Genomic DNA, 5,322 nt, shown 5'->3' on the forward strand with positions numbered 1-5,322 from the left:
ATGAGTGCCACAACCAGCCTTTTGGCCATGCTGCCCATGGTATTGTCCACCGGTTCAGGCAGTGAACTGTATCGGGGACTGGGATCGATTCTGCTGGGTGGTATTGCCATGTCAACGGTCTTTACCCTTTTTGTGATCCCGTCCCTGCTCGTTTTTATTATTGGGTTTGAGCCTGAAAAAACTATGAATAATTATTTGGAATAATTATAATGAAATCTTTTGAAGAAGTCCCGCTTTTGTATGAAATCAGTGAAGCACTGAATCAGCACATGGACATGAAAAAATCATTGTTCAAAGTATTAAGTGTTCTGTCTGAATCCTTGAATCTGGTCAGGGGCATTATTTTCCTGATCAACTCTGAAACCGGTGAAATACGGATTGAAATTGCCCATGGTATTTCTGAAGATGCCACCCGTCAAATCAAGTATCTTCCCGGTGAAGGCATCATCGGCAAAGTTATTCAAAGCGGTGAACCGGCTGTGGTTCCGCGGATCAGCGAAGAACCCTTATTCCTGGACAAAACCCATTCAAGGGGTCTTGCCCAGGGCCAGGATTATTCTTATATCTGCGTCCCCATAAAAAAAGGCAACCGGGTTGTCGGTGCCATCAGCGCGGATAGACCCTTTGAAGGCAAGAAATCCCTGGAAAAAGGAGAAAAACTTTTATCGGTTGTGGCAGCCATGGTGGCCCATCATGTGATCAATATAGAAACGATCCGGGTTGAAAAAAAGCAGTTAAAATCAGAAAATATCCGGTTGAAATCAGAGCTTGAGAACAGATACAGCTTTACCAATATCATTGGAAATTCCAACAAAATGAGGGAAGTCTTTCAAATGATCTCCCAGGTATCTTCCTCTTTTGCAACGGTTCTGATTCGGGGAGAAAGCGGTACAGGAAAAGAGCTTGTGGCCAATTCCATTCATTATAACAGCGATAGAAATAAAAAACCTTTTATCAAAATAAATTGTGCCGCCATACCGGAAAACCTTATTGAAAGCGAATTATTCGGCCATGAAAAAGGAGCATTTACCGGTGCATCCCGCCAGAAAAAAGGCAAGTTTGAAATGGCAAATCAAGGCACCATCTTTTTAGATGAAATCGGTAATATGACCCTTGCCGCCCAGGTAAAACTGTTAAGAGTCCTACAGGAAAAGGAATTTGAAAGAGTAGGGGGATATAAGCCCATAAAAACCGATGTCAGAATTGTTGCCGCCACCAACTCAAACCTTGAAGAGATGGTTCAACAGGGCAAATTCAGGGATGATCTTTATTTCAGACTGAATGTCTTCCCCATTTATATTCCAAGCCTTAGAATGAGAAAAACCGATATCATTCTGCTTGCCGATCACTTTCTTGAAAAATATAGCAAAGAGCAGGATAAAAATATCAAAAGGATCACGACCCCTGCCATTGACATGATGATGGAGTATCACTGGCCCGGAAATGTAAGGGAGCTTGAAAACTGTATTGAACGAGCGGTCATCCTATGTAATGAAGGGGCTATCCACAGCTATCATCTTCCGGCCACCCTTCAAACAGGAACCAAATCCAAAACCCTGCCCCTCTCCCTTGAAAATGCTGTGGCCCATCTGGAAAGAGAAATACTGATGGATTCTTTGAAAAATACCAGAGGAAATATTAATAAGGCGGCCGGACTCATTGGGATTACAGTAAGAAAATTCTCTTATAAGGCGGTAAAATATGATATCAATTATAAAGATTACAGATAGCCATCGAGAGTTAACATGATCGTTCTCTTTTAGATTCTGAACTCCCAACACCGGATTTGGAAATCATGGGGTTTATTGATACCGGAAGCACAAAACATTGTGCTTCGCCAGATATCAAATTTATTTTTTGATGTCATACTTTTTTAACAACTGATAGAGACGTGCTCTTCTAAGCCCTGAAGTCCGGCATGCTGTTTTAACATTCCATACCGTATTTTTTATCAAACTTTTAAGGTATTCCTTTTCAGCTTGCGCAAGTGCTGCCTGACGAAAATCTTTTAAGGTCACCATTTTCTGTGTAGGGGTACATGTTATTTCTTGATCACATTCCCGATTTGCTGATCCCAACGCCTGGATTCTGATATAATTGGGAAGGTGTTTTGAAAAAAGAGTTCTGCTGTGAGAGCCCATTGCCACAGCGCTTTCCATGGAGCTGACAAATTCCCGGACATTTCCCGGCCATTTATATGTAAAGAGTGTGTCCAGAAAATCGTCTGATAATTCTTTTTTATCAAAATGGTAATTTCGGCAAATTTTTTCAGTGTAGTGACTGGCTAAGTCTTTAATATCTTTATGCCTTCCTCTGATGGGAGGGAGTTCAATAACAAATGTTCTTAATCTGAATAAAAGATCCTGCCTGAAGCTTTCGGATTCCACCATTGCCTCAAGATCCTTGTTTGTGGCGGAAATCAGTCTGAAATTGCTTTTTATTTCGGTCTTGCCGCCCACCGGACGAAAAAGCCGTTCCTGTAACACCCTTAATAATTTTTTTTGAAGTGTTTTAGGGAGCTCTCCAATTTCATCCAGAAAGAGCGTGCCCTGGTCTGCCTGCTTTACCAGGCCGTCATGGGAACTATCGGCTCCAGTAAAAGCACCTTTCACATGTCCAAAAAGGATGCTTTCAGCCAGATTCCGGGGTAATGATGTGCAGTCAACCACAATAAAAGGCTTGGAATTGCGCATGCTGTTTAAATGAATTGCCTTGGCAAACAGCTCTTTGCCCGTGCCTGTCTCGCCACCGATGAGAACATTGGCATCGCTTTTCGCAGCATGGGCCATGAGGGTTATACACATAAGAAGTTTAGGGTTGCTTCCTATGATTCCTGTCCGATTTATAGTCAAAGGCGTTTTTAAAACTTGTTTCTGGCTTCTGTACTGAAGTGCCCGTGTAAGGGAAAGCTCCATGGTGCCAATGTTTGAAGGTTTGTCCAGATAATCCCAGGCTCCGCTCTTTAAGGCAAGGTCAGCACCTCCTTTTTCCCCATAAGCTGTAATGATTATAATTTCAGGCGGAAAGGCAATGGATCTGAGGTCCGGAATGATATCCAATCCGTTTCCATCAGGTAGTCGTACATCCAGAAATATCACATCATAATTTCCCGATACAGCCTTTTCCAGGCCTTTTTTTAAATTAAAAGCAACATCAGCCGAGTGCCCTGCTTCTTCCACCATGCGAACAAGAGTGTATGACATTCCCTCATCATCATCAATAATCAGGATTTTATAACCGGATGCTATCTCTTTTTTGCTTTCTATTATCATCAAGCTCCTTTCTTATGGCAAATACAAGATCGGCATTTCTCAGGGGTTTAACTAGTATTCGGTTGAACCTTACACTTTTATAATCCTTTTGATCAATTTTTTTTTCATGAATTCCTGTAAACAATATAACGGGGATGTTCTGGTTGGATTTTTTAATTTCAGATATAAGATCCGTCCCGGTCATATCCGGCATGAGCTGGTCAGTAACAATAAGATCAAAATAATTAGAGTTCTGTTTAAAAGCGTCCAGAGCTTTAAGACTACTGGAATATGCGTGGACATCATAGCCAAGGTTGCTCAAGATCCGTTCCAGTATATCCAGCAGGGCAGTTTCATCATCCACCAGCATGATTTTCTCTTTACCTTCTGGAAGTTCAAGGCTTGGCTCAACATTGATTTCAATATCAGCATGCTCAAGTCTTGGCAAAATAATGCAAAAAGCGGTTCCGACCCCGACACTGCTCTTAACAGTTACTGTTCCACCATGTTTTTTTACGATACCATGGATAACTGAAAGGCCCAGACCGGTCCCTTCCCCAATACCCTTGGTGGTGAAAAACGGATCAAATATTTTATGCATGATCTCTTCGGAAATTCCACAGCCATTATCCTTTACTTCAAGAAGAACATAGGAACCTGGTTGGATTTCCGGCGGTAGATCATCGCCTTTTTGATAATCCATATTAGAGAGTGCCATATCAATTCTTCCCCTGTTTCTCCCAATTGCCTGGGAAGAGTTTGTACACAAATTCATTAGAATCTGCTGCATCTGTATAGGATCAGCCAGTACGATTCCGGATTCAGTATTGAGGGTTACCCGGATTTTTATTATTTTAGGAAGGGTTGCTGTTAAAAATTTTACCACTTCTTTAATAAACGGAGAAAGACTCAAAGGAATTTTTTTGCCTTCCTCCTGCCTGCTGAATGCAAGGATCTGGCTTACCAGAGACTTGGCCCGGAGGCCTGCAGTCAAGACCTGCTCAATATCTTTAATCGCCCTGTGGTTTTTTGATATGCTGTTCATGGCAAGCTCACTGCAACCGATTATCACACCCAGGATATTGTTAAAATCATGGGCTATCCCACCGGCCAATGTGCCGATGGCTTCCATTTTCTGGGATTGTCTTAATTGGTTCTCAAATTTTGCCTTTAAGGTTACATCGCGGTTTATGGAAACATATCCTAGAAAATGCCCCAAAGGACTTTTTATGGGAGAAACAATTGTATCTTCAATGATCAATGCATTATTTTTTTTCCTGCTGGTAATCCTTCCAGTCCAGACTTGATCATTTCCAACGGTTAACAGCGCTTCATCATAGATTTTTTTCTCTGTTTCATCTGCGCCAAAAAATCGATGACTATTATTATAAACTTCTTTTAGATTGTATCCTGTACTTCTTTCAAAGGCAGGATTTACATATTTTATTTTACCTTCCGCATCTGTAATGATAATATTTTCAGCAATCTGTTCCACGGCTGTTGACAGTCTTTGAAGCTCTGTCTCAGCTTTTTTTTTCTCTGTTATATCCTGAACCAGGCCTTCAATGTGACGAAGATCACCATGGGAATCATAGATAGGGAGCGCATTTAAAGAAACCCAGATAATGGTTTTATTTTTTTTTCTAAATTGTACCTCATAGGACTTAATTACTTTATCTTTTTTCAGGATTTCTAAAAATTCATCTCTTTGGTCAGGGTGAACATAATGCTGATGCCCAATGTCATATACTTTTGATATCAGCTCTTCTGGAAACCTATAGCCAAGAATCTGTGCAAAAGCAGGATTTGCATTTATAACCTTTCCATTCAAGGTTGATTGAAAAATTCCTTCAGTTGCATTTTCAAATATGCTTCTATATTTTTTTTCTGCTTTTTTTAATTCAGACATCCGAAATTTTATCTCATTTCCCATATCTTCCAAGGTATCAATCAATGGCATGAATTCAAAATACGGCATATTTTCATGAATGGAGATATCTTTTTTTACAGCATAAGATTTAACAATCCTGTTCAGTAATTTCAAAGGTTTATTTAATGACCATCTTAAAAG

4 protein-coding genes are annotated in these 5,322 nt (G+C 40.5%); 2 read left to right on the forward strand and 2 right to left on the reverse strand.

Going from position 1 to position 5,322, the window contains the following annotated elements:
- Positions 1 to 204: efflux RND transporter permease subunit (locus tag K8S13_RS14750; RefSeq protein ID WP_291463613.1), on the forward strand; the 204-nt coding region annotated here is incomplete at its 5' end.
- 5 nt (positions 205 to 209) lie between these two features.
- Positions 210 to 1,730, forward strand: coding sequence for a sigma 54-interacting transcriptional regulator (locus tag K8S13_RS14755; protein WP_291463615.1), 1,521 nt, complete (start codon positions 210 to 212; stop codon positions 1,728 to 1,730).
- A gap of 120 nt (positions 1,731 to 1,850) precedes the next feature.
- On the opposite strand, the gene K8S13_RS14760 is transcribed toward K8S13_RS14755, so the two are convergent.
- Positions 1,851 to 3,272 carry a sigma-54 dependent transcriptional regulator gene (locus K8S13_RS14760; protein WP_291463616.1) on the reverse strand — a complete coding sequence of 474 codons (1,422 nt, stop codon included), beginning with the start codon at positions 3,270 to 3,272 and terminating at the stop codon, positions 1,851 to 1,853.
- Positions 3,232 to 5,322, reverse strand: a 2,091-nt coding sequence (locus tag K8S13_RS14765; protein ID WP_291463618.1) for a PAS domain S-box protein, incomplete at its 5' end; no start/stop codon positions are given. The genes K8S13_RS14760 and K8S13_RS14765, both read right to left, overlap by 41 nt.

It is taken from the genome of Desulfobacula sp., from assembly GCF_021107415.1.

What these genes read in the sequence shown, in the direction of transcription:
- K8S13_RS14760 (WP_291463616.1), bottom strand. Translation starts at nt 3,272, where the DNA reads ATGATAATAGAAAGCAAAAAAGAGATAGCATCCGGTTATAAAATCCTG.
- K8S13_RS14755 (WP_291463615.1), top strand. Translation starts at nt 210, where the DNA reads ATGAAATCTTTTGAAGAAGTCCCGCTTTTGTATGAAATCAGTGAAGCA.